Consider the following 249-nt stretch of genomic DNA (forward strand, 5'->3'; position numbering starts at 1 on the left):
GGCCGATGGTCGGGTCAGGCACGTCAACCAGCCAAAAGGCATCGAATTTGCGCTGCAGCGTACGTGTCGAGCAGCTCATGTTGCCGGCGATCGCCGCAAGACTGGTCCCGGTGGTCAGGTGCTGGATGAACGCACGAAATAGGGCTGCGTTGGTGATATCGCTGCGCTGCTTGGTCAGTGAAGCACCGCAGATTTTGCACCGCCACCGGGTCGTCCCGTTGCTGGTGGTGCCGTTTCGTTTCATATCGC

Annotated in this window: 1 pseudogene; it reads right to left on the reverse strand. The window is 60.2% G+C overall.

Annotated features, from left to right (window positions below):
- Positions 1 to 249: pseudogene (locus HMPREF2734_RS04900) on the reverse strand (IS256 family transposase); the annotation flags it as partial.

Source organism: Corynebacterium sp. HMSC055D05, from assembly GCF_001810365.1.
GTDB lineage: Bacteria > Actinomycetota > Actinomycetes > Mycobacteriales > Mycobacteriaceae > Corynebacterium > Corynebacterium coyleae.